Origin of the sequence: Natrarchaeobius chitinivorans (assembly GCF_003841505.1) — an archaeon.
GTDB classification, from domain to species: domain Archaea; phylum Halobacteriota; class Halobacteria; order Halobacteriales; family Natrialbaceae; genus Natrarchaeobius; species Natrarchaeobius chitinivorans.
In genome coordinates, this window is sequence record NZ_REGA01000013.1 from 18,612 (window position 1) to 42,966 (window position 24,355).

Annotated in this window: 23 protein-coding genes; 12 read left to right on the forward strand and 11 right to left on the reverse strand. The window is 60.8% G+C overall.

Features of this window, described 5'->3' with window-relative positions; genetic code table 11:
• The first annotated feature begins 71 nt into the window (after positions 1–71).
• Complete coding sequence (locus tag EA473_RS14175; RefSeq protein WP_124196310.1) at positions 72–1,742, forward strand: aldehyde ferredoxin oxidoreductase C-terminal domain-containing protein; 1,671 nt, start codon at positions 72–74, stop codon at positions 1,740–1,742.
• Positions 1,743–1,978: 236 nt separating this feature from the next.
• Here the strand turns inward: EA473_RS14175 and EA473_RS14180 are convergent, their stop codons facing one another.
• A complete protein-coding gene (locus tag EA473_RS14180; RefSeq protein WP_124196311.1) occupies positions 1,979–2,263 on the reverse strand; it encodes a ubiquitin-like small modifier protein 1 in 285 nt (94 codons plus the stop codon).
• A 131-nt stretch (positions 2,264–2,394) separates the two neighbouring features.
• On the opposite strand from EA473_RS14180, the gene EA473_RS14185 reads away from it, so the two are divergent.
• Both EA473_RS14185 and dmpG read left to right on the forward strand, forming a co-directional pair.
• Entirely contained in the window at positions 2,395–3,336 is a 942-nt protein-coding gene (locus EA473_RS14185; protein ID WP_124196404.1) for an acetaldehyde dehydrogenase (acetylating), read from the forward strand.
• On the forward strand, positions 3,329–4,372 hold the full coding sequence (gene dmpG / locus EA473_RS14190) for a 4-hydroxy-2-oxovalerate aldolase (RefSeq protein WP_124196312.1): 1,044 nt from the start codon (positions 3,329–3,331) through the stop codon (positions 4,370–4,372). The genes EA473_RS14185 and dmpG overlap by 8 nt, the downstream gene beginning before the upstream one ends.
• A 447-nt stretch (positions 4,373–4,819) precedes the next feature.
• Here the strand turns inward: dmpG and EA473_RS14195 are convergent, their stop codons facing one another.
• A complete protein-coding gene (locus EA473_RS14195; RefSeq protein ID WP_124196313.1) occupies positions 4,820–5,194 on the reverse strand; it encodes a VOC family protein in 375 nt (124 codons plus the stop codon).
• A gap of 302 nt (positions 5,195–5,496) precedes the next feature.
• On the opposite strand from EA473_RS14195, the gene EA473_RS14200 reads away from it, so the two are divergent.
• From EA473_RS14200 to EA473_RS14210, 3 genes are all read left to right on the forward strand, one after another.
• Entirely contained in the window at positions 5,497–6,456 is a 960-nt protein-coding gene (locus EA473_RS14200; RefSeq protein WP_207890191.1) for an amidohydrolase family protein, read from the forward strand.
• Positions 6,457–6,578: 122 nt separating this feature from the next.
• Positions 6,579–7,541: a VOC family protein gene (locus EA473_RS14205; RefSeq protein ID WP_124196315.1), complete on the forward strand. Its 963-nt coding sequence runs from the start codon at positions 6,579–6,581 to the stop codon at positions 7,539–7,541.
• Positions 7,542–7,925: 384 nt separating this feature from the next.
• Positions 7,926–8,708, forward strand: a complete 783-nt coding sequence (locus tag EA473_RS14210; protein WP_124196316.1) for a 2-keto-4-pentenoate hydratase — start codon at positions 7,926–7,928, stop codon at positions 8,706–8,708.
• Between the two features lie 358 nt (positions 8,709–9,066).
• Here EA473_RS14210 and EA473_RS14215 read toward each other — a convergent pair whose 3' ends face one another.
• Both EA473_RS14215 and EA473_RS14220 read right to left on the reverse strand, forming a co-directional pair.
• Positions 9,067–9,828, reverse strand: coding sequence for an IclR family transcriptional regulator (locus EA473_RS14215; RefSeq protein WP_124196317.1), 762 nt, complete (start codon positions 9,826–9,828; stop codon positions 9,067–9,069).
• Between the two features lie 113 nt (positions 9,829–9,941).
• On the reverse strand, positions 9,942–10,721 hold the full coding sequence (locus EA473_RS14220; protein WP_124196318.1) for a 2-keto-4-pentenoate hydratase: 780 nt from the start codon (positions 10,719–10,721) through the stop codon (positions 9,942–9,944).
• Positions 10,722–11,760: 1,039 nt separating this feature from the next.
• On the opposite strand from EA473_RS14220, the gene EA473_RS14225 reads away from it, so the two are divergent.
• Positions 11,761–12,159 carry a DCC1-like thiol-disulfide oxidoreductase family protein gene (locus EA473_RS14225; protein ID WP_124196319.1) on the forward strand — a complete coding sequence of 133 codons (399 nt, stop codon included), beginning with the start codon at positions 11,761–11,763 and terminating at the stop codon, positions 12,157–12,159.
• A 308-nt stretch (positions 12,160–12,467) separates the two neighbouring features.
• Here EA473_RS14225 and EA473_RS14230 read toward each other — a convergent pair whose 3' ends face one another.
• The 6 genes from EA473_RS14230 to EA473_RS14255 all read right to left on the reverse strand — a co-directional run bounded on the left by EA473_RS14230 (position 12,468) and on the right by EA473_RS14255 (position 17,143).
• Positions 12,468–12,749, reverse strand: a complete 282-nt coding sequence (locus EA473_RS14230; protein WP_124196320.1) for a hypothetical protein — start codon at positions 12,747–12,749, stop codon at positions 12,468–12,470.
• An 11-nt stretch (positions 12,750–12,760) separates the two neighbouring features.
• Positions 12,761–13,198, reverse strand: a complete 438-nt coding sequence (locus EA473_RS14235; RefSeq protein WP_124196321.1) for a thioredoxin family protein — start codon at positions 13,196–13,198, stop codon at positions 12,761–12,763.
• 327 nt (positions 13,199–13,525) lie between these two features.
• On the reverse strand, positions 13,526–13,969 hold the full coding sequence (locus EA473_RS14240; RefSeq protein ID WP_124196322.1) for a CBS domain-containing protein: 444 nt from the start codon (positions 13,967–13,969) through the stop codon (positions 13,526–13,528).
• A 430-nt stretch (positions 13,970–14,399) separates the two neighbouring features.
• On the reverse strand, positions 14,400–15,461 hold the full coding sequence (locus EA473_RS14245) for a glucose 1-dehydrogenase (RefSeq protein WP_124196323.1): 1,062 nt from the start codon (positions 15,459–15,461) through the stop codon (positions 14,400–14,402).
• A complete protein-coding gene (locus EA473_RS14250) occupies positions 15,458–15,838 on the reverse strand; it encodes a RidA family protein (protein ID WP_124196324.1) in 381 nt (126 codons plus the stop codon). Before EA473_RS14250 ends, EA473_RS14245 begins: the two co-directional genes overlap by 4 nt.
• Before the next feature lie 75 nt (positions 15,839–15,913).
• Positions 15,914–17,143 carry an aminotransferase class V-fold PLP-dependent enzyme gene (locus EA473_RS14255; protein ID WP_124196325.1) on the reverse strand — a complete coding sequence of 410 codons (1,230 nt, stop codon included), beginning with the start codon at positions 17,141–17,143 and terminating at the stop codon, positions 15,914–15,916.
• A gap of 95 nt (positions 17,144–17,238) precedes the next feature.
• Between EA473_RS14255 and EA473_RS14260 the strand changes: the two genes are divergently transcribed.
• Positions 17,239–17,985, forward strand: a complete 747-nt coding sequence (locus EA473_RS14260) for an IclR family transcriptional regulator (protein ID WP_124196326.1) — start codon at positions 17,239–17,241, stop codon at positions 17,983–17,985.
• Positions 17,986–18,054: 69 nt separating this feature from the next.
• Entirely contained in the window at positions 18,055–18,756 is a 702-nt protein-coding gene (locus EA473_RS14265) for a PIG-L deacetylase family protein (RefSeq protein ID WP_124196327.1), read from the forward strand.
• 877 nt (positions 18,757–19,633) lie between these two features.
• Here EA473_RS14265 and dgoD read toward each other — a convergent pair.
• Positions 19,634–20,785 carry a galactonate dehydratase gene (gene dgoD, locus EA473_RS14270; protein WP_124196328.1) on the reverse strand — a complete coding sequence of 384 codons (1,152 nt, stop codon included), beginning with the start codon at positions 20,783–20,785 and terminating at the stop codon, positions 19,634–19,636.
• Between the two features lie 140 nt (positions 20,786–20,925).
• Here dgoD and EA473_RS14275 point away from each other — a divergent pair, with 140 nt between their 5' ends.
• The 3 genes from EA473_RS14275 to EA473_RS14285 all read left to right on the forward strand — a co-directional run bounded on the left by EA473_RS14275 (position 20,926) and on the right by EA473_RS14285 (position 24,288).
• Entirely contained in the window at positions 20,926–22,203 is a 1,278-nt protein-coding gene (locus EA473_RS14275) for an extracellular solute-binding protein (RefSeq protein WP_243645268.1), read from the forward strand.
• Positions 22,204–22,378: 175 nt separating this feature from the next.
• Entirely contained in the window at positions 22,379–23,365 is a 987-nt protein-coding gene (locus EA473_RS14280; protein WP_124196329.1) for a carbohydrate ABC transporter permease, read from the forward strand.
• Positions 23,362–24,288 (forward strand): carbohydrate ABC transporter permease, encoded by a 927-nt coding sequence (locus tag EA473_RS14285; protein WP_124196330.1) that lies wholly within the window; start codon positions 23,362–23,364, stop codon positions 24,286–24,288. Before EA473_RS14280 ends, EA473_RS14285 begins: the two co-directional genes overlap by 4 nt.
• The last annotated feature ends 67 nt before the right edge of the window (positions 24,289–24,355 follow it).

A 24,355-nucleotide genomic window follows, 5' to 3' on the forward strand; every position in this document is an offset into this window, starting at 1 on the left:
AATTGTTCACACCGCCACCGCGTGAGACGATGCGGAGAGATTTTGAGGGACCCATGCATTGGTCCCAGACGATGCTACACGCGAAAGGCACCTTACTAACGATCGACGTCGGCGACCGAACTGCCACGACGTCGAACATCGACGACGAACTCGCCTCGTTCATCGGCGGCCGCGGCGTCGCGACGAAACTCGCTCACGATCGGATCCCGTTCGACGCGGACCCCCTCGGTCCCGAGAACCGCCTCTATCTCGCTTCGGGTCCGCTTCAACAGTCCCGGATGAGTTTCACCGGGCGAATGAACCTCACCGGCCTCTCGCCGTTGACCGACGGCCTGCTCTCCTCGAACGCAGGCGGCTATCTCTCGCGTAACTTCGTCGCCACCGGCCACAGCGTCGTCGAAATCGTCGGCGAGAGCGACGAACTGCTCGCGATCCACGTAACCGACGACGGGGTCGAGTTCGAACCGGTATCGGAACTCGAGGAAGCCGGCGTGCCGGACGTCACCGACGCGATGAACGAGCGCCACGGTCTCGAGAGCGAGAACCTCGTCACGATCGGTCCGGCAGGAGAACACGAGGTCAGGTTCGCGTCGGTGATGACCTACGACGAACGCGCGTTCGGCCGGGGCGGTCTGGGAGCCGCGCTGGGAGCGAAAAACGTCAAGTGCGTCTCCTTCGCAGGCGAGTCGGCGCCGGAACTCGAGTTGCCAAACGAGGACCTCCACATGGAGGTCCACCGCGAGGCGGCGACCAGCGACGACATCATGCGCCGGCAAGGGACGTCGAACCTGACCGAGTTCCTGAACGACGAGTTCTCCCTGCCGACGCGGTACTTCAACGAACTCGAGTTCGAACACGCCGCGGACATCGGCGGGAACGCCGTCGAAGAGAAGAAATACGAGAAGGCGTCGTGTTCGGTCTGTGCGTTCGCCTGCAAACTGCCGACCCGTGACGAGGCGAGTGGTCTGGAGACCGAGGGGCCGGAGTACGAGACGGTGTTTTCGTTCGGGTCGAACTGCGGCGTCGACGACGTCGTCGACGTGATGAAATCCAACGAACTGTGCGACCGGTACGGGATGGACACGATCTCCTGTGGCGTCACCGTCGCGGCGTACCTCGCGGCCAACGACGAGTTCGGCAACGCCGACCTCGTCCACGAACTCGTCGAGAAGATCGCCTTCCGTGAGGGGGACGGCGACCTGCTCGCGGAGGGCGTCGCCCGCATCCACGAGGACCTCGGCGTCGACAACTGGGCGATCAAGGGACTCGAACACGCCGCCCACGACGGCCGCGTCGTCCAGGGACAGGGACTGTCCTACGCCGTCGCGAACCGCGGCGGCGATCACATGTACTCGACGACGATGATCGACGAGTACCACGGACGGATCGAGCGGGAGGGAACCACCGGCAAAGCCGAGACCGTCATCGAGAACGAAAACAGGAACGCGCTACGCGACAGCGGGATCATCTGTCAGTTCGGCGTCGGTCGAGCGGTCGAGGCGGATCGATTCGAACGACTGTTCGACGCGGAGTACGACGAACTCCAGCAAGTCGGCGCGAACGTCGTCGAACTCGAGCGTCACTTCAACAATCGACGCGGGTTCGACGACGGCGACGACCGGGTTCCGTACGACCTGCCCGACCTCGAATCGTCGAAGAGGGACTACTACCGCGCACGTGGATGGAACGACGACGGCACCGTTCCCGCAGACGCCGTCGCCAGCGCCTCGCGGTCGGACTGATCGAGGGGGTTGAGGACCGATCGGCGAGGCTCGAGGACCGTCGGTGAGGATTCGAAAACCGAATCGCTGTTGGACGGTCTGTCGCGAGTCGGTGCAACCGTTTCTGGAATCTCGCCAATCGTACCAGGGACCACGTCAGTTGTACCAGAGACCGCATCAGTCGCATCTGGGACCATGTCAGTCGCATCTGGGACCACGTCTCCGGGTGCGCCGGTAAACAGTTACAGTAATCCGTATCAGTCAGCGCCTCCTTCGACGGGCGGATACGCCCGGATCACGTCACCGTCTTCGACCGGCGTCTCGAGGCCCTCGTCGAGGCGGACGTGTCTCGCATTGACGGAGACGTTCATCGTCTCGCGAAGCGTTCCGTCCGAGAACAGCGCCTCCTCGAGTTCGGGATGCTCCTCGGCGATGGTCTCGAGGAGTTCGCCGACGGTCGTTTCGTCCGATACGTCGTGGGTGACGGATTTCTGTCCGACCGCATCCCGAAGAGTTCCGTAGAAGTCACACGTCACAGCCATAGCCGGACGTTAGCTACGCAACGACTTATACTGTCCGTTGACCGCGATTCCAGCGAATTTCGGCTCGAACGACCGGGTTGAACGGGTTATCTCCAATAGTATTAAATACCGGCGCACAGATGACTACCCACATGCCGGTTGATGCAGCAATAGTGGGTCCTGGGAATATCGGGACCGACTTAATGTATAAGATTCTCGATAGAAGTGACTCGATCAACCTCCAGCGAATGATCGGTATCTTTCCGGTCGAGGAGTCGGAGGGACTCCAGGCGGCCGTCGACGAAGGTATCGACGTCGGGACCGACGGCATCGATAGCGTCCGAGAGTACGCCGACGAGTTCGACGTGGTCTTCGAGGCGACGAGCGCGACGGTTCACGAACAGCAAGCGCCGGTGTACGAAGAACTCGATCTGTTTGCGATCGATCTCACGCCTGCGGCGGTCGGGCCGTACACGGTCCCGGCCGTCAATCTCGGAGACGTCGTCGACACCGAGGACAACATCAACATGGTCACCTGCGGGGGACAGGCGACGATTCCACTCGTCCACGCGGTCGACCGCGTCGCGGACGTCGAATACGCGGAGATGATCTCGACGATCGCGTCGAAAAGCGCCGGACCGGGGACGCGCCAGAACATCGACGAGTTCACCCAGACCACCGCCGCCGGTCTCGAGCAAGTCGGCGGAGCCGACGAGGGGAAGGCGATTATCGTGCTCAACCCCGCCGAACCGCCGATCATGATGCGAAACACCGTCTACACGAAAGTTCCCAACACGACCGACATCGAGGAGGTCCGAGACTCCGTCGACGACATGGAAGCGGAGATCCAGTCGTACGTGCCCGGATACGAGGTGACGCTCGATCCGGTCGTCAAGGATCAGGACGATGTCGGCTTCGATCTCGGAGAGTCGATCGTCATCACCACCATGCTCGAAGTCGAAGGGGAAGGACAGTACCTCCCCTCCTACGCCGGTAACCTCGACATTATGACCAGTGCAGCCCTCGGCGCGGCCGAACGCATCGCGACTCAACCCGCTGAAGCGAACCCGATCGGAGGTGAAAGCGATGACTGACCCCGACGTTCGCCTGGTCGACATGACGCTTCGCGACGGCATGCACGCCGTCGACCACCAGTTCACCCCAGAACAGATGGCCGACGTCGCGAGCGCGCTCGACGACGCCGAGATGGACGTCGTCGAAATGTCCCACGGCGACGGGATGGGGGGCTCGTCGATCAACTACGGCTTCGCGGCCGCCGACACCGGCGAGTACCTCGACGCCGTCGTCCCCGAACTCACGGACACCAAACTGTCGGTGCTGTTGTTGCCCGGAATCGGAACCGTCGAGGAACTCGACCTCGCTGTCGACCGCGGCGCTGACATGTGTCGAATCGCCACCCACGTCACGGAAGCGGACGTCTCCGCCGAACACTTCGAGTTCGTCAACGAGCGCGGACTCGAGGCGAACGGGCTGTTGATGCTCTCGCACATGGCCTCGCCCGAGACGGTCCTCGAGCAGGCCAAGCTCATGGAGGAGTACGGCGCCGAGGCTGTCTACGTGATGGACTCCGCGGGCGCGATGTTACCCGAGGACGTCCGCGAACGCGTCGGACTGCTCGCCGACGAACTGTCGGTCGACGTCGGCTTTCACGCGCACAACAACCTCGGTCTCGGCATCGCCAACACGCTCGCCGGCATCGAAGCCGGCGCGACCACCGTCGACGGCTGCCTGCGCGGGCTCGGTGCCGGCTCGGGCAACGCACAGATGGAGGTGCTCGTCGGCGTTCTCGAGAAGGCGGGCTACGACGTCGAGCCGGACTTCTTCGGCGTCATGGACGCCGCCGAGGACGTACTCGTCCCGATGCTGACTGAGGATACGATGCCCGAACTCGACAACGACTCGCTGGTGCTCGGCTACGCGGGCGTCTACTCGTCGTTCCTGCGACACACCCGCCGCGTCGGAGAACGCTTCGATCTCGATCCCCGCGAGATCCTCGTCGAACTGGGCGACATCGGCGTCGTCGGCGGTCAGGAGGACATGATTACCGACGTCGCCGCGCGGATGGCCGACGACGAACCGGCGGCCGCCGAATCGGAGTCGGACGACTGATACGGATTGCTGTAACTGTGTACCGGAGCGGCCGCGGACGGTACCCGGTCTTCGGTACTGACGGACAGCAAACCGTATAAGTTGGTTTCCCGCGTTTCCGGACGAAATCGTTTTTCTCGGTATACACCGATCGGAGAGCGGAGACGCTCGAGGCGAGCGGCAAACGGAGACGGAGAAGCCGATTTCGCTACGCAGTGTACCCGCCGTCGGTCTCGAGAAGTGAAAACCGTGAGAAAACGTCGGATAGCCGTCTGTGACAGTTGACGGGCGCAATCGCGACACCTCACCCGGCGGATGGACGAAACTGCTCGGCGGCAACCGCAAATACTCCACAGCACCCACAAGAGCTCGACGGCAGCCCGTATCATACGGTTTACTGTAAGTCGTTACCGGAGCGACCGGGCGCAGTCCCGCGGTCGCTCCGGTACACAGTTACAGTAATCCGTATCAGTCGAACTCCTCGACCAGTTCGATCCCGTAGCCGTCGGGGCCCTCGAGGAACGCGACGCGGGCGTTCGCTCCCTCGGAGTCGAGGGGACCGCGCTCGAGGGTGCACTCGGTCTCTTCGACGAGGCGTTCGACTTCGGCGTCGGTGTCGTCGACCGCCAGCGCGACGTGGTCGATGCCGGCCGGCTCGGATACTTCCCGGTCCGGATCGTACTTGAACTGCAACTCGACGCCGTTGTCGCCCGCGACGTAGACGTTGCGGGCACCGTCACCGCTTACGAACTCGTTCGTCTTCTCGAGGCCGAGTTCGTCCACGTAGAACGCGAGCGTTTCGTCGATGTCCGATACCCAGATCGCGCTGTGTATGACGTTCATACCTCGAGATTCCGATACAGCGCAATAAAATAACCGGATCGACCGCGTCGACGGAGTCGGCGACCGCTGCCGGGACTGTCCGTCGCCGCCGCGGTACTCCGAGGGGTTCGTCGCCGCCACAGTACTCCGGGCAGTCCGTCGCCGCCGCGGCCCTCCGGACGGCTCGATGCCTCCGAAGTGGCTACTCCGGTCGGGAGCGACTCGAGATCGAACCATCGGCGTTTCACGGTCCGTATCCGGAGTTTGTACGCGAAACGAGGACGTGAGCTTTATGTGGTGGGTGTCCGTTGCTGTTGATGCTCATGAAGATCGACGCATTCACTCACGTACTGACCGAGCGGTTCTACGAGACGCTGCTCGACGAGCACGGGTTTCAGGGACTCAGCGGCTCGCCGTCGTTCCTCTGGGACCTCGAGCAGCGACTCGAGGACATGGACGAGTACGGCATCGACAAGCAGGTTCTGACCATCGCCCTGCCACCGATCTGGCAGGGGATGGACGACGAGACGGCCCTCGAACTGACGAAGCTCGCGAACGACGAGATTCGCCACATCACGGACGAGCACCCGGACCGGTTCGTCCCCGTCGGGACGATTCCGAAGGTCAACGACGAGTTCATCGACGAGTTCGACCGGTGTGTGAACGACCTCGAGATGGCCGGCATCCAGATCTTCTCGAATATCGACGGCGAGCCGCTCGACCGTCCCCAGTTCGATCCGCTGTTCGCCAAAGCCGACGCCGAAGACGCGCCGCTGTGGCTGCACCCACAGATTCACGAGTGGTACGACTGGGCGAGTGAGTATATGGACCACCGACTGTTCGGCTGGCCGTTCGATACGACGCTCGCGCTGTCGCGACTCGTCTTCGGCGGCGTCACCCAGAAACACGACTTCGACGTCGTCGCACACCACGGCGGCGGCATGATTCCGTACTACAGCGGCCGGATCGACGGCTTCTACGAAACCCGACAGCAGTACCCCGAAAACTACGCCGACACCGACCTCCCCGACCTCGAGCAACCCGTCAGCGACCACTTCGCGGAGTTTTACACGGACGCCTGTCTGGGCAGTTCCGTCGCCGCCCACGAGTGTGCCTACGACTTCTTCGGCGACACGCTCATCTACGGCACCGACTACCCGTTCGGACCCGGCCGCGGTCGGACCGGAATCGAAACCGGAATCGACGCGGTCGAATCCATGGACATCGACGACGAGGCTCGCGAGGGGATCTACGCGGAGAACCTCCTCGAGTTGATCGACTGATCGACCACCGACGCGACTCGTCCACGAAAACACCTAAATAACATACCTGCAAATAGCCGACCAAGCCGCTATCGAGGGGTTGTGCCCGTAGAAATCACAGTGCGGCTGCCATCAACTCGACCATGACTACGAAACCACCAATTGCCAAACTCGGCCACGTCGCTATTCACACGCCCGACCTCGACGAATCGCTCTGGTTCTTCGAAGACGTTCTCGGGCTCTACGTCGTCGAGCGAGACGACGAAACGGCGTATCTCCGTGCACAGCGTGACTGGGAGCACCACACCCTGCGCATCACCGAATCGGGACAGCAAGGCGTCGATCACATCGCGTTCCGAACCTCGAGTCCCGAAGCGCTCGACGAACTCGCGGAGGGATTCGAAGCCGAGGGAACCGACGTCACGTACGTCGACGCCGACGAGAGGAAGGGACACGGGGAGGCGATCCGCGTCGAGAAGTTCGGCCATCCGTACGAGTTTTACTACGACGTCGAGAAGCCGGACGCACCCGACGGAGAGCGGTCGGGGCTCAAAAACAGGATCTACAGCGAGACGGACACGAACCGCATCGCACCGCGACGAATCGATCACGTCCACGTCCAGGACGAGGACGAAACGGCGAAAGAACACGCCGCCTGGCTGCAAGACGAGCTCGGATTCCAGCTCAACGAGCAGTATCGCGCCGGTGACGGCGAACTGTGGGGCTGGTGGTTTGCGGTGACGGCGCTGCCCCACGACATCGCGATCCACCGCGAGCCGGCCGGGTCGCCCTCGGAGTTTCACCACCTCTCGTATCACCTCGATAGTCTCCACGATCTCTGGAGCGCGGCCGACATCTTGAGCGAGGAAGGGATCGAACCGGACGGCGGTCCCGGACGTCACGCGATCACTCGAGCAGACTTCCTGTACGTCTCCGATCCGGCCAGCGGATTCCGTATCGAACTGTTCGCCGGACCGGGATACCTGAACTTCGAACCCGACTGGGAGCCGATCGAGTGGACCGAATCGGACATCGGCGGCGAAACCAGCCACCAGTGGGTCGGCCAGGGGCCGGACTGGAACGGTCTCGGGTACGTCGACGAGTAATACTATCGGACAGAACTACTCGAATATCGGTTGCTCTCCTGGGGCCGTCTCCGATGGTGACGGCCGCGATTCGCGACCGACGTCTCTCTGACTTCTGTCCGACAGTATAAGCGACCCCCGTTTTCGATTACACTGCCGGCCAGCAGGAGGCGTCGGAGTCGACTACGTTAGCCACGGAACGTCACTGTACACCCGATCGCCGGACTGATCGGCGATGGGCGGGTAAATCGTTTCAGGTGTTACTATCGTGGCGTTCCACACCTGAACTGACGAGCGAAACCGGCGGACGGGATGGCCTCGAGTCGGTAGTCGACGACGTGGTGGGATGGGCGGCCTGACGAAGGCGGTACCGTTAAATAAGTCGTCTCCAATATCCGGACACTGATGAGCCTCAGTGAGGAGAAACTGGACGAGTTCGCCGAATCGTTGTACGACGCACAGCAGAACGGATCCCCGATCCCGCCGTTGACCGACGACGAGGAGTTTTCGGTCGAAGAATCCTACGAGATTCAATCACGAGTGGTCGAGCGCCTTCGCGGTGACGACGGCGGAATCGTCGGACACAAACTCGGTCTCGTCAGCGAGGCCAAACAGGAGCAACTGGGCATCCAGGAACCAATTTTCGGCTACGTAACCGACGATACCGTCCTCGAGGAACCCGTAATTCCGACCGAATCGATGATCTCGCCGCGCCTGGAAGCGGAGATCGGTCTCGTCCTGGGCGAAGACGTACCCGCGCCCGCCACGCCGACGGACGTCCTGACTGCGACGGAGGCGGTCGTGCCGATGGTCGAGATTCTCGAGAGCAGATTCCAGGGCTGGTCGATTCCGTCGGCACAGGACGTCATCGCGGATAACACGTCAGCCGGCCGTATCTACGTCGGAGAGACGCTACGGGACGTGACAGACGTCGATCTGGCGATGGAAAGCGTCGTCATCTCGGTCAACGGGGAGGTCGAAGCCACCGGCGTCGGTGCAGACATCATGGGCAACCCCGCCCGCGCCGTATCGTGGCTGGCGAACCGTCTCGAGGATATCGACGACGGACTCCAGGCCGGCGAAGTGATCCTCACCGGCGGTATCAACGCCGCGATCGATATCGAACCCGGTGACGTCTACACCGTCACGTTCTCGAACATCGGCGACATACAACTTCGCGCCGAATAGCCGACCGGTACGTATCTGCTACGGATTGCTGTCGCGTTTTCCCAGTGATCGTCGATCCCACGAGCGATCGCCGGAAGCGATCTACAACGGCCCGTACGATACGCCCGCGACCAGTCAGTGGCGGGTAACCGCGACCGATCTTGCGGTCGTGGGGACGTAACGCAGTTCGTCCGAGATGCAGGGCGGACCCACCGGCCGCATCCGACCCATCCCGAACCGTTCGTGTTTTGATATCGAAAACACCATCGAGCGGAGTGATCGGCCAGACACACCCATCGGGGATCGAGGGTGATCGGAGAGTTTTGTCATAGAAAACGCACAGAATGTCGCGGAAACGGGGAAATCGAACGAGAGCGGGTTACATGTACTTAATATCCAGTGCGATCTCGTTCGCCGTGCTCTTGACCTGGCCGACGAGGTCGTCATCGAACGCACGATCCCCGAGGCGACTCGTCGGTGCCGAGATACTGATCGCACCGAGGATGTCGTCGCCCGGCTGAATCGGTGCAGCGATACAGCAAAGCCCCTCGGTGCGTTCCTCGAGGTCGGTCGCAAACCCCTGCTCGCGGACGGACTCGAGTTCCTCGAACAGCGTTTCTCGATCCGTGATCGTGTTCTCGGTTTCCGTCGGAAGACCCCATTCGTCGACGATCGCTTCGACGCGTTCGTCGGGAAGATACGCGAGAATCGCCTTTCCGATCGCGATGTTGTGAAGGCGAAGACGGTGGCCGACCTGCGTGTCGAGATTGACGGCGTACTCACCGCGAGCCTGGTAGAGATAGACGCTCTGCCCGTGTTCCTCGGTCGCGAGGTTGACCAGCATCCCCGTGTCGGCAGCGAGTTTGTTCGCTTTTGGGCGGCCGAACTGATAGATAGAGTAGTTGCTCCGAACGTACCCTCCGAGAGTCAACACCTTGAGGCTCAGCCTGTACTCGTTGCCCTCTTTTATAACGTATCCGTGCGTCCGAAGCGTGCTGAGGTGATTGTGGATCGCGCCTTTCGTCATCTCGAGTTCGTCCTCGAGTACGTGGATCCGCGCCCCATCCAGTTCTCTGAGTTTTTCGATGAGGTGCAACGATTTCTCGGTCGTTCGCACCGGGTGATTTGCTTCCGTCGTCATACACCACACCATACCGTCCACACACATAACCGTTTTCAATTCGAAAACAGCGATGCGGACGACCAGACAGTGAAACAGCGGCTTCGATGCCCACCTCTGGGGCCAGAGCGGCGTTACTCGACCCGACTCGTCAGCGTACCGATCGACGTGAATTCGACGGTGATCACGTCACCCGGTTCGACGTCGACTGCCGGCGTCACCGAACCGCTCAGGATGAACTGGCCGGCCTCGAGGGTCTCGTCGAGTTCCGCAAGCGTGTTCGCGAGCCACGCGACGGCCCGCGCGGGGTGATCGAGAACGGCCGCACCGACGCCGGAGGACTCGAGTGTCCCGTTTCGATACAGCTTGACGCCCTCTAACGAAAGGTCGACGTCGTCGACGTCGCTTCTCGTCTCCCCAGTGAGGTACAGTGCGGAGGATGCGTTGTCCGCGATCGTATCCTGAATCTGGATGTCCCAGTCCCGGACGCGACTATCGATCACCTCGAGAACCGGAACGACGAACTCCGTCGCCGCCAGCACGTCGAGGTACGATACTGGGGGCTCGAGGTCCTCACCGATCAGAAAACCGATTTCGGGTTCGACCCGCGGTGCGATGAGATTCTCGCTCGGAATCGTTCGCCCGTCGACGAACATCGAATCGAGCAGTCGGCCGAAGTCGGGTTCGGAGACGCCGAGTTGGTTCTGTATTCCGTCGCTCGTGAGCCCGATCTTGTGACCGACGACGCTCGCACCGTCGTCCAGGCGGCGGTCGATAAACGCCGATTGGACGGCGTAGGCGTCTTCGATCGTGAGATCGTACGTATCGGTCGGTCGATCGATGGGGTCGGTCGTCTCCAATGCCTCGTACAGCGACGTCGCGAGTTGATCGCGCGTCTCGTCTTCGAGTGACATACGTACGGGAACCGCTGGGACCGACAAATAGATTGGGATAGACGCGACCGACGATCCTTCGAGAACGGACGTTTTCAGTGTCAAAATCCCCAAATTTGTTTTCGGTATGAAAACGGTATTCCGTCTTCCCTGACACGAGTACACCTGTAATATCTACCGTATTCGATTCGTCGATACCTCCAGGCCGGAGACACCGATCACACACCGGAAACGTCGTAATCGACCACCACCATTACACTTGTACTACTGTAAATAAAAGCCGATCAACAGGCGCGCCAATGGAATCGAACGGGACGTCGGTCGAGTAGTACGAATCCGGAATCGGACCTTTCTGCCTCGATTCGAGGTTCGACACCGCCCGAGTGTCATCTACCGGCGAGTCCACATCGCTGGAGACGACAAAAGAGAGCCTTCTGTTCGATTTTCGTATGGTCATTTTCCAGTTACTTAGAGGTACCTGATAGGCATGTTACCAACAGGATCTGGAGGGGCAGCCGACCCCACGTCGACCGTGGGTGATACAACAGGGGAACCACCCGCCGAACGACGAAGAGGGATCGAATACGTCGCGTTGAAAGGGACAATACACCGAACGGAAAGAGAGACCGTCGTAACCCACGTCGAGCCGGCCAGATACATGAAAGAAGGGGCAGTGATCGATGACGGTGGATACTCGGACCGGTCAGGGCCAAGACTGGTACGGTTTACTGTAAGTCATTGCCGGCGCACCCGCGAACCGAGCGGCGGGTGCGGCGGTAAATTGTTACAGCAATCCGTATGACGGGTTGTCATTAGTTCCCCGCTCGAGCGTGTCCTCCGTCCCCCACAGCTCGTGTAGTTTCCGGCCACGAGAAGAGACGCCCATGCTTATTCTTTCTGGTATGAATTTGTATATGATACGAGTTCGTCGAGAACGACGTCCGTCGAGCGTGTACGGCAAAGTCACAGTGAAATCCCGGTTCGACCGCCAACGGTGACGGGCCAGCTGCTAACGGGAGCCGACGCCCAGCTATTAGTAGGCGAAGGTGGTAACACGCCTATGCGAGATACGGTCCTCGTCTACGACGACGATTGCGGCTTTTGCACCTGGTGGGCCGAGTTCTTCGACGAACGGTCCGACGTCCCGATCGTCGGCTTTTCCGATCTCGAGTCCGACCTCGAGGACAGACTCCCCGAGGACTACGAGCGGTGTTCTCATCTGCTGACGCCGGAGGCGCGGTACTCGTGTGGCGCTTCGATAGAGGAGACGTTCGCCCGGTCGAGCGTCGGACGCCCCCTTCGGCCCCTCGTTGATCGTCTGCGGAGATACGACACCTACACCACCCTGAGGGAGGGGGCGTACCGCCGAATCGCGCACAACCGGGCCGTCTGGGGACGAGTGCTTTCGAAGACGCCTCCGGCGCGAGAGGGTGAATCGACCGAGGCATCGATAGAGTGACGGCGAGCCGCCCCACAGTCGGCGGGGCACGAACCGCTGGTCCCCCAGAGAAGGGAGGTCGAGCGCGAACGGACGACCAGGAATTCGAAGACAGATACCAAGACGCGACGGGGCTGTCGCGGTCGAGAGGCGAACGAAGGCTATAGTAGCCACTGAACGTCAATGGACACCCGATCGCATGACGGCTCTGCGATCGGTGTGTAACTCGTTTCAGTTGTTACTATACCGGTGGGTTCCCAAACACAGGATCGAGGACAAAGACCGGTCCCGGGCACACGGTTCCGAGTGAGGATGGTGCCAGAAGTCGATCAGATGGGGTCGGTTGGATCGTGTTCCTCGGCCATTCGGGTGGCCTCCGTCGCGTACCGTTCCTGAAGTGCCGTATCGTCGACAGTCCCAAGGTTCGAGGGGGCCGCCGTCACGGCTGCCGTCGTCGTCCGAACGTCCGTCGAACTCGTTAGCGCGCGCTCTTTCCGGAAGTACTGCGTTCCGTCGGGCGTCGCGTAAACGAGGATTACGAGGTTCTGCTCGTCGTCGGAGTACGTCCGTTCGACCAGCCAGACGCGTACGCCGTCAGTTTCGGTATCCATATCGGGAATCCTCAGCTGTGGCGTTCGATGAGCGCCTCGAGGGTCGCGCGATCCTGCGCACCGACGCGTCGATCGACCGGCTGGCCGTCGGCGTAGAGGACGAGCGTCGGGACGCCCCGAGCACCCAGCTGCTGGGCCAGACGCTGGTGGCTATCGACGTCGACTTTCGCGACAGCGGCGTCGGTATCGGCTGCCAGCGCTTCGATCGTCGGCTCGAGCATCTGGCAGGGACCACACCAGTCGGCATAACAGTCGACGAGGACGACGTCGTAGGAGTCGACCACCGTCTCGAGGTGGTCTTGCCCATTGATCTCGATCGGTTCCGCCGGCGGCTGCTCGGACGGAGAGTCGTCGGTTGCCGTATCGGCACCGTTCTCGAGTCGCTCTCTGAGTTCGCGTTTCTTTCGTTCGCGGATACGCTGACGTTCGTCGTCTATCGCGTCACTCATGCCTCCAGGTACGGCCCTGTCGACCATAATTGTTTGCATATACCCCACAATACACCAGCAAGACGGTGACGGTATACGACTACGATTCGTTCGGACTCTTATCTCCAAGCAAACCAACATCCCCTTATATCACGGTTTTCCCTCGAGCAGATTGGATGTCCATCGTGGTAGGATTCGACATCGATATTGGACTAGTTCCACAATAAGCCAGTGGGAACTGTTCCCGGTGAGTCCGGCCTATTCGCCCCAGTGCGAACCGGATGAGTCACCGTCCGCTCCGTCGACGAGTCGCTCACCGGAAAATCGACGGAAACCGGTTGGACCCGATCAGGACTCGAACGCCGAGCCACCCCGTCTCCGTCGTCGCTGGCGAACGTCTTTGAGTTCGCGAGTGAGTTCGCCGTAGTGGTCGATCAGGTCGTTCGTTGTAACGATTCCCCGCATCTCGAGGGCCTCGACGACCACGAGTTTCTTGATCCGTTCGGTTCGCATCCGCTCGACGACCAACCGTACCGACTGCCGCGGTTCGACAGTGACGAGTGGGTGACTAGCGACTTTCTGCGTCGGAATATCCGCGAACGGTCGACCGGTACGATAGCCCGCCATCACAACGTCCGACTCCGTGACGATTCCGTACGGCGATCCGTCGTTCGTAACGACGACGCTGCCGACGTCGTTGTGAAGCATCCACTCGGCGACCACCTCGAGGGTCGTCGACCGGTCTGCGGTGACCACGTCTTCGGTCATGACGTCCGCGACGCGAGCGCACATGAGGCCGATTCCGCACTCGAATCCGATAACTGTTCTCGCCGCTGGTCGGGTTTCGCTCGGTAGACACCGACACCGAACTCATCCACTCCAGTCTCCAGTGGGGAATAGACACCGTCCGTTCGGGCAAGTCGAACCCGATATCAACAGTATCGAACGGAACCGCTCGAACATGGGTCGCGCTACTGTGGTCGATCCTCAATGGTGGCGGGCGCGAACTCGCGGCCGACTATCCACTGGCTGCTGTCCAACAGGATACGACGGCCACGATCTGGACCCTCGGACGCGCCATCGACTGACCGCTGACTACGGAGACTCGAGATCGATCTAGGGACCTGCCAGTATACGTATGGAAAGTCCTTGCTACTAGAACAAATATGCTTTCGGCGTTCGGAACACTGGCCGGGCGGACCGTGCTGGTTCGATCGGATCGTTACAGCGTGTCGAACTCGACGACCGTCTTGATCCGATCGTCACCGCCCGCCAGTGCGTCCTCGACTTCCGCTGGCGAAAATACGTCGGTAATGATATCGTCCGTGAACCAGTCTGGAAGTCGGCCGAGCGACTCCTTTGCTGATTCGAAGTGACGGAGATGGGAGTTGACACTACCCAGTAATGCCTTGTTTTCGAGAACGATCTCGCGGTGCAGTCGGCCGCCGTCGATCTCGAACGACCAGTCGTCCGGAATGCCAAGCAAGACGCCGACGCCGTTCGGTGCGAGCGCGTCGACCGTCTCGTAGGCGTGTTTCGCGTATCCCGTCGCCTCGTAGACGAGGTCGACGGGTTCGTGCACCTCCGCGATCTCCGAAACCGGCGTCTCGCGAGAATCGACGTACGTCGCCCCGAGTTCGTCGATCACGTCGATCGTGGGATCGGGGCGGTCTCGGCGACCGAGACAGTACGACCGGTCGACCGTCTCGTCCAACATCGCGAGGGTCAACAGCCCCAGCGGTCCGTTCCCGAGGACAAGTGCCGTCTCGGGAGACCAGTCGAACATCGACCGAGAAGCGAACGCGTGTTCGAGCGCCTTGACCGTGTTGCTCATCGGTTCGACGAGAATTCCGGTTTCGGCGAACTCGTCCGGAATCGGGACGAGGTACTCCGCCGGGCTGGTGAAAAACTCCGCCATAAAGCCGTGCGCACCGTCGATCCCGCGCTCGAGGTACGTACCGGGTGGGGCCATGTCGGGTTCGCCGCGTTCGAAGTACTCGTTCGATCCGGCCGGCGGTCGGCGGACGGTAGGAACGACGAGCTGGCCCTCCTCGAAGTCGGTTCCGTTCGCATCCTCGACGACGCCGACGGCCTCGTGGCCGAGTACCTGATGGTCGTCGCCCTCGGGAAATCCGCCGTGGTTCCCTTCGATCACTTCGAAGTCGGTGCCGTCGATCCCGACACGCAGTGTTCGCATCAACGCCTCGCCCTCTCCGGGTTCCGGAACGGGCTTTTCGATGAGGCGTGGGGTGTTTTCCCCCCGTTCGACGCCGATTGCCTTCATTGGCTGACCCGTGCGATGATCTCGATCTCGACGCCGATATCGACGGGGAGATCTTCGACCTGAACGGCGCTTCGGGCCGGATACGGCGCACTCAGGTACTGCTCGTACACGCCGTTAATCGCGTCGTAGTTGTCCATATCCTGGACGAAGACGGTCGCTTTCACCACGTCGTCGAGCGAACTTCCGGCCGCCTCGAGAACCGCACCGATGTTTTTCATCGTCCGGTGAGTCTCTTCTTCGATCGTGTCGCCGACGATCTCCTCCGTTTCGGGGTCGATCGGACCCTGTCCCGAGACGTAGACGGTTCCATCGTCGACGATTCCCTGGGAAAACGGACCAATGCTCGGCGGTGCATCCGACGTAGATACCTCTTTCATACTCAGTTACCACGACTTTCGCGTCGATAAAGTAGGTTTCGGTTCGCCCGTGGACGTTCCGCCACGATCGGGGTATCAGTGGGACGGACCGACGCAGGCCTCGATGCGATCGAGGACGTAGTCTGCCTCCTCGTCCGTGAGACACATCGGATTGATCGTCACGATGTTCTCGTCGAGACGATCCGTTCCGACGAAGACTCGCGGGTTCTCGCGTCGTAACGCACGGACGAGGTCCGTCGCCGACACCCCCGCTTCGGACGGGACGATATGTACGACGACCTCCGGAGAAACCGACACGTCGTTACCCGACGTGACCGTCGTCTCGAAGCCGTCGATTTCCGAGAGGACAGTCGAAATTCGAGCGGCCCGATCCTGCCACTCTCGGGCGAGTTCCGCCTGATCCTCCTCGAGGAAGGACTCGAGAGCGACGATCAGACCGGCGAGTTCCTCCTTGCCGACCTTCATCGGGCGCCCGATTCCCTGGCGAGGAACGGCATCGAGTCGGTCGCCGTCGATGAGGGCAGACGGCGGGTCCCAGACGGCGGCTGCGGCGTGCATATCGAGTTGCTGTAATGCAATCGATTCGATGAGGTCACGCCTGCCCGCGACGATTCCGGTCGTCTGTGGACCACGAATCGCCTTCCCACCGCTAAACACGACGAGATCGGCCCCGTCGTCGATAAACCTCGAGAAGTTTTCCACTGGCGGGAGTTCGGCGGCCGCATCCACGATGACCGGAACGTCGTGACGGTGGGCGATTTTCGTGACGACCTCGAGAGGCGGTTCGGTGTAGGACTTTTGGACGTATCCGATCGCCGCCGTCTCGTCGGAGATCGCAGCTTCGATCTCCCAGGGTTCGACGTTGGTCGCGCCCGTTCCGAGGTGTCTGTCGTTGGTTCCGACGTCGACGATCGTTGCCCCTGCTGCACGGAAGGCGTGATCGTACCCCGTGCGGTGAGTCCGGGGCATGATAATTTCGTCGGGGATGCCGGACGTCTCCGGCAGACGATCCATTCGATGAACGTCCCGGCCCGCCAGCGTGGCGGCCGCACCGAGAAGGAGGCCCGCGGACGCACCACTCGTTACGTATCCCGCCTCTGCACCGGTTATTTCGGCGATGCGTGCGCTCGCTTCGGCCTGCATATCGGAGATTCGAACGAACGAGTCGGACGCCCGGACCATCGCATCGACAGCTTCGCTTCGAATTCGACTGCCGCCGATCCGTGTCTTGGTCCCTGTCGCGTTGATGACGGGGGGGACTCCGATCTCGTCGTAGATAGATCCATCTTCGACAACTCCATCCATGGGGGTAGTTGCTGGATAGCGGATAAAAAAGTTCGGGTGTCCGGCCGTTTCGTCCTGGGAAATATTAAAGGTCACCCGGGCAAAACACCTCGTCTATGACTGCAGAGGCGAAAACCGAGACGATCGAAGCGACGAATCGATCGTTTTCGGTGCTGAACGTGTTAATCGACAGTCCACAACCCGTCGGGGTTACCGAAATCGCATCGCAAACGGAGATGACAAAAAGTACCGTGTACAAGCACGTGAACACGCTCGTCGAACTCGGGTACGTCACGAAAGTCGACAGCAAGTACGAACCAGCGCTTCGGTTTCTCGACTGTGCGAGACGGGTCCGGTGGAACGACGACCTCGTCCAGACCGTACGGGGGCCGGTCGACGAACTCGCCGAGATGGCGAACGAGGTCGCCGGACTCCTGGTCGAACGCAACGGCGTCGCGGTCGACATCTACTGTGCAGACCAGTACTACAGCGGGACGTTCCCTGCATACAACACCCGACACTTACACTGCAGCGCCGCTGGAAAGGCGATTCTCGCCGAGTTACCGGACGAACGAGTCGAATCCATCGTCAAGACGGCCCCATCGTTGACCGAACACACGATTACGAACCAGGAGGAACTGCAGATCGAACTCAATCGAATTCGCGAACGGGGGTTCTCGCTCGACCGCCAGGAGCAGTTCTCGAACGTCAACAGCGTCGCCGTCAGTCTACAGACCGATTCGGTGATCGGCTCCGTCTACGTCTCCGGACAGGCCGACGAGCTCTCGGGAAAGCGATTCGAGGAGAACATCCCCGGCCTCCTGCTCAGCGTCGCCCGGACGCTCGCGTCCGCACTCGAGTGAGCGACCAGTACGGGAGCGGTCAGCAAAGAAATAGTTAAAAGCGGGCCATCGCAATGTACCCGTTGTACAATGGAACTGTTAGCAATCGTTGCACATCCGGACGATGCAGACATCTTCTGTGGTGGCACACTCGCCAAACACGCAGACCGCGGAGATACGGTTACGATCGCCCACATGACCAAAGGGGAGTACGGCGGGTTCGACACGGACGAAGAGACGATCGCCGAAACGAGAGCGGAGGAAGCACGGCGTTCGGGGAAGAAACTCGGCGCGGACGACGTCACGTTTCTCGGGTTCGAGGACGGCCGAATCGAATACTCCCTCGAGAAGCGCCTCGAGATCGTCGAGACGATCCGGGCACACGATCCAGACGTGATCCTGACGCACTTCCGTGACGATATGCATCCGGACCACAAAGCGACGGCACGGCTCGTCACGGACGCGTACTACATGGCGTCGCTCCCGCTCGTCGACACCGAACACGATCCGTGCGATCCCGACAACGTGTACTTCTTCGGGAAGCCGACGTCGTCGTTCGAACCGACGACGTTCGTCGATATCTCGGGATACGAAGATCGGAAAGCCGACGCGATCGATCAACACGAATCACAGGTCGCGTTCCTCGAGGAACACGGCGGAATCGACGCCGAGTTCGACAACCTCATCGAGGGCGTCGCGGCGGAAGATGCCACTCTCGGCAAACGGACCGGTGTGGCGAGTGCCGAAGGGTTCGTTGCGCTTCACGATCAGGCCAGCGACTATCTCGGTTGAACGGGGCCGGTAATCGTCGTCCCACGGCGATACCGTCTCCGATTCGTTCACTCGACTCGCCGACGGCCCCACCGTCGATCGTCACGCAATCGAGATCAGCGACCCGTTTTCGACCGACGACACTGCCCTCAGTGGCGGTTTGGGAATCCACCGCCCCTGTTCCAGCCTCGGGCTACCAATCGATCACACAACCCGTGACGGAGACGAACCGCCGCATGAGATTCCGCCTCCCTGTCGTGTGTTCTCGAGTTCGTATCGAACACGAGTCTTCCGGAGTTCCGACAGGCGCGAATCATTTCTTTGTGAGAAAATTCCGATTCACCCCGCCCAGTATTACACCCGTACGTGCGTAAATGACACCGATCGATCGGCACATATTCTCGAGAGGAGGTCTATTTGTTTCGTCTGAAGAAACCAGGTGATTTGAGAATGCGACATTCGAGAGATATTGCGGTGGGGTGACGTGCTCTAACAGCCCTCATTCAGTGGATTGATCGTGGTTAATTCCGTCTATGAGAGGTCGGCACCGGGATTTCTACAGTCGAAACGTCCGGATTCGGACCGGTACGCAGGCATCCGGCGAGACGAACCGTGATGCCAGTTCATACGTGAAAGTCAGGTCAGCACACGTCGGACGACCACGAGTCTCGTGGCCGAAATCGGACGGACACAGAACTGGTGGATCAAAATCGGACGGGCACGGAACTGGTGGACCGAAAGGAGGCCAGTCATACGGCCCGCTATCCGGCAGTGCCGGTGAGATTACTGTAACTGTTTACCCGCGCACCCGCCGCCCGGGTCGCGGGTGCGCCGGCAATGACTTACAGAAAGCCGTATCAGAATTCGTATCACCGAAAATGCACGCGGCGGACGTCGGTCACCACTCGGCGATGCTGCCGTCCTCGTGTCGCCAGATCGGGTTCGACCAGTCGAGGTCCTGGCGCGAACGCTCACGCACGGCCGACTCGTCGATCTCGAGGCCGAGGCCCGGACCGTCGAGCGGGGAGAGGTAGCCGTCGACGAACTCGAAAACCGAGGAGTCGTGAAGGTAGTGATCCGCCGCACTCTTCGGTGCCGGATAGATGTCGAACCCGTGATCCTGTACCAGCAGGTTCGGAATGTACGCACTCACTTGCAACGACGCCGCGAGCGCGATCGGCCCGAGGGGACAGTTCGGCGCGACGGCGACGTCGTGGGCTTCCGCCATCGCCGCGAGTCTGACGAGTTCGGAGATACCCCCCGCGTGGGAGACGTCCGGTTGAATCACGTCGATCCCGCCTCGCTGGAACAGCGGTTTGAAATCCCACCGAGAGTAGAGCCGTTCGCCGGTCGCCATGGGAACGTTGGTCCGTGCCGCGAGGTCCGGGAGGTACTCCAGGTTCTCCGGGAGCAGCGGCTCCTCGACGAACAGGGGATCGAACTCCTCTAAAGCCCCGATGACCTTCTTTGCGAGCGACTTCGAGATCCGGCCACGGAAGTCGACGACGATATCCATCTCACCGCCGATGACGTCGCGAACGTGTCCGACGCGCTCGGTGATCTCTTCGACTGCCCCGGGGGGCTCGAGGTGGCGCATCTGATTCGACGCGTCCATCTTCAGGGCGGTGTATCCCGCATCCGACAGCTGTTTCGCTTCCGTTCCGATCTCCGCGACGCGGTCGCCGCCGATCCACTGGTAGACGCGGATCCGATCCCGTGTCTGTCCCCCGAGCAGTTCGTAGACGGGTACGTCGAAACTCTTCCCTTTGATGTCCCAGAGAGCCTGGTCGATGCCCGCAATCGCGCTCATCAGGACGGGGCCACCCCTGTAGAAACAGCCACGGTACATCGCTTGCCAGTGATCTTCGATATTGTGCGGATCTTTCCCGACGAGGTAGCCGTTCATCACCTCTTCGACCGCAGTCCGAACGGTTCTGGCCCGACCTTCGACGATCGGTTCCCCCCACCCGGTAACGCCGGCGTCGGTCTCGATTTTCAGGAAGAGCCAACGCGGCGGGACTTCGAACAGTTCGTAATCGGTGATTTTCATAGCAGGCCTGTTCGTGACGTACCGGTATATATCCCCCCGATGGTGACGACAGCCGGTCGAATTGATACCGCTGCGGTTCCTGGCGCAATTTTGGAAACAGTTATGTATAATGTGTCACAATAAGCGGTCGAGGTTTCGCTATGAGAGAGCATACTCGCCGGAAGGTGTTAGCAACGACTGGTGCAGTAAGCGCATTCAGTCTAGCAGGGTGTATCAGTGATGGGAACGGCGACGGGACGACGATCGAAACACGGTACATGGACGCTCCAGGTGCCGAAGAGTACTTCGAAGAACACGCCGCGAACTTCGAAGAGGAGACCGGCATTCACGTCGAATTCGAGTTCGTCGGGTGGGGTGAAGCCCAGGAAGTCCTGATGAGCGACATCACGAGCCAGACCGGCCCGGACGTCCAGGAGATCGCCTCGACGTGGATCCCCGAGCAGGCCGACGCGGGCGGATGGATGGACCTCGAGTCCGACGAGGTCGTCGATCACATCCCGGACACCGGGATGTTCGAGGAGGGTGCGATGGACGTCGCGACGTTCCAGGACGACCTCGTCGGTATCCCGTGGTTCTGGGGGCCGCGCGCGTGGCAGCAGGTCGACGAAGAGGTCGAAAACGGCGGCGTCGGCGGACATCCCGACGACTGGGACGACCTCGTCGACCAGGCCCAGTCCTACGACGGGGACAACGATTTCTTCGCGCTGATGGGGTCGGACTTCGAACCCATGCGGAACTTCGCGATGTTCCTCTGGCAGAGCGGCGGACAACTGCTCAACGACGACCTCTCCGAACCGGCGTTTCACAACGAGGAGGGGGTTCAAGCACTCGAGTTCTACGCCGATCTGTACCGGGAGTACGACGTGTTGCCGTCGGAGACGGTCGAGTGGGCCGCAGCCGACATCAACGGCGCGTTCGCGGGTCGACAGATGGCCAGCACGGTCGACGCCCTCGGAACGGTCGGTGCGTACGAGGACGAGGACGGTCACTCGCTCGACGACCTCTCTATCTCCGCCCCGCCAGCCGGTCCCGACGGCGACGGCGGCACGTTCTTCGGCATGGAACTGCTCGGCATCCACCCGTGGACCGACGAACCCGAAGCGGCCGCCCAGTGGATCGACTACCTGCTGCGTGCCGAACCCAACGCCGAGATTTCGAGTACGATCGGCTTCCTGCCGACGAACCCCGACGGGTTCGACACCGACTACTACGATCACGACCTGTACGACGCGTTCAACGAAGACGTCTTCCCGGTCGCACAGACGTACCCACAGGTGCTCGGTTGGGGTGAGATCGAAGGCGAACTCAACAGCGTCGTCGCCGAGGTCATCCAGAACGCCGTCACCGGTGACCTCGAGGACGGAGACATCGAGGACGCCCTCGACGACGCCGCGGAAGTCGCACACCAGACGTTGTAATCGAACGTACGGAGCGTCGGTCCCTGACGGGATCGCACCGTGAGATACCACTGAGTTCGGATCGCCGACCACCAGTCGCATCCTGTCGCGGGCAGGACGACAGTCGCGGGACTGTCACGTCCGTGGCGCTTCCAAGAGCGAAAAGCATTAATCAGACTCATCCCACATAATCGTTATGGCGAGTACGACGAGACAATTCCGAAGACGAGTAGCCGATCTTCAACTCGGGAACTATCTCCCGTTTTACAGTCGGCTATCCGAAGAGCAACGCTTTGCATACAAGCTCCTCGCACCGGGGCTTGCGATGATGTGTATCATCCACTTTCTCCCGATCATCTGGGGGACGCTGATCAGTTTTATGGGGGTCGACTCGACCTACGCCCGACAGTGGCACAACGCACCGTTCGTCGGCCTCGAGAACTACCTCTACGTGCTCGATCCGCGTACCGTCATCGGCGGTCGGTTCTGGTTCTCGATCCGCCAGACTGTCATCTTCGCTGTGGGATCGCTCGTCGTGACCTACGTCCTCGGGCTGACGGCGGCGCTGGTCCTCAACCAGAAATTCAAAGGCCGGTTCGTAGCGCGGACCCTGCTGTTGCTCCCGTGGGTCGCGCCGGTCGTCGTCACGCTGCTCATCTGGCGGATGATGTTCCAGCAACAGAGCGGGATCATCAACAACATCCTCCTCTCGATCGGGATCATCGACGAACCGATCTACTGGCTGATCGGTGACAACACCATCTGGACGCTCGTGCTTACCCACTCCTGGACGCAGTTCCCGCTGGTCATGATTATGCTCTACGCCGGCCTCCAGGGGATCCCTCAACAGCTGTACGAGGCTGCCTCTATCGACGGAGCCAGCCGCTGGCAGAAGTTCCGGTACGTCACCTTTCCACAACTGAAGCCGGTTTCGGCGGTCGTCGTGTTGCTCGTGATGTTGTGGACGATGATCAACTTCACCGCACCGTACGTTCTTCTCGGGGCACAGCCCCCACGGGCCGGCCAGGTCGGCATTCTGTACATCTACGAGTTCGCCTTCTCGAACTTCCAGTTCGGACGCGGAGCCGCGATGAGCGTGATCCTCTTTATCATCGCGATGACGATGGCGATGGTCTACTACAAATATCTCTTCGATGACGACTTCACGGAGGATTCCCAATGATTCCCGAAGAACTACAGCTCTCGTCGGCCACAAAGGACCGTCTATTCGGACTGCTCGTAAAGGGAGTACTCGGCACTCTGTTGCTGTACGCCCTGTTTCCCATCTACTGGATGGTGATCTCGAGTTTCCGAACCCGAACCGAGATCACGGCCGCAGACCCACAGCTACTTCCGGTCGAACTCGGGCAGATCCCGGCTATCGTTCAGGACCCTGCACTCCTGTTGGAGATCCTCCACTACGAGAACTACATCACGATGTGGGCGCGGTTCCCAGTGTTAGATTACTTCATCAACAGTCTCATCATCGCCACCACGACGACCGTGTTCGCCCTCGTCGTCGGCTGTCTGGGCGGGTACGCCTTCTCGAAGTATCGGTTCCCCGGAAAGGGAGGCGTCGGCGGTGCCCTGCTCGGAACCCAGATGATCCCCGGAATCCTCATCCTGCTCCCGATGTATCTGCTTTTCATCTGGATTCAAGACACGATCGGATTCCCGATGACCAACACCTATCACGGAATCATCTTCGTCTACACCACGTTTACCGTCCCGGTAGCGATCTGGATGCTCAGGGGCTTTTTCGACACGATTCCCGACTCGGTCGAAGAGGCGGCTCGAGTCGACGGCTGTTCGCGGATACAGGCACTCGTCCGGATCATCCTCCCGATGGCCGCGCCAGGGATTGCGGCGACCGGGATGTTCGTCTTCCTCGTCGCGTTCAACGAGGTGCTGTTCGCGTCGATTCTCGCCAGCGGCGACGTGACACCGTTTGCGATCGGTATTCAGAGCTTCGAGACACAGACGACGGCCTACTGGGGTGAGATGATGGCGGCGTCGACCGTGGCGACGGCTCCGATCCTCCTCCTGTTCGTCCTCTTCCAGAAACCGATCGTCGAAGGGCTAACCGAGGGGAGCGTCAAGCAGTAGTGACGGAATCCGTCCGCGTTCCGTCTCGGTTCGTCTCACATTAGGTAGTTATAAGTATCTGCGAAAA